The sequence below is a fragment of the Gemmiger formicilis genome (assembly GCF_016901605.1).
In the GTDB taxonomy this organism is placed as follows: Bacteria; Bacillota; Clostridia; order Oscillospirales; family Ruminococcaceae; genus Gemmiger; species Gemmiger formicilis_B.
On sequence record NZ_JACJKP010001058.1, the window covers coordinates 1 to 216 of the forward strand.

1 pseudogene is annotated in these 216 nt (G+C 52.3%); it reads right to left on the minus strand.

Annotated features, from left to right (window positions below):
- Positions 1-11 precede the first annotated feature (11 nt).
- Positions 12-216: pseudogene (locus tag H6B10_RS18615) on the minus strand (hypothetical protein); the annotation flags it as partial.

The following is a 216-nucleotide window of genomic DNA, read 5'->3' on the forward strand; positions in this document are numbered from 1 at the left end:
TTTTTTATGGTTTATCGCTTGTCGAAAGCTTCCCGCCGCTTGGTGGAAAGACGGAACATCTCCTCCAGGCCGCCGCGGTCATCGTCCACCAGTTTCTGCCGCATGTTCAGCAGCATATACACCAGCGCATTCTGGGTAAAACGGCTGCGCCAGAACGCAAAAATGAAATTGCAGACCAGTGTAACACTGCACAGGATGGGAATGACCAGGTCCACA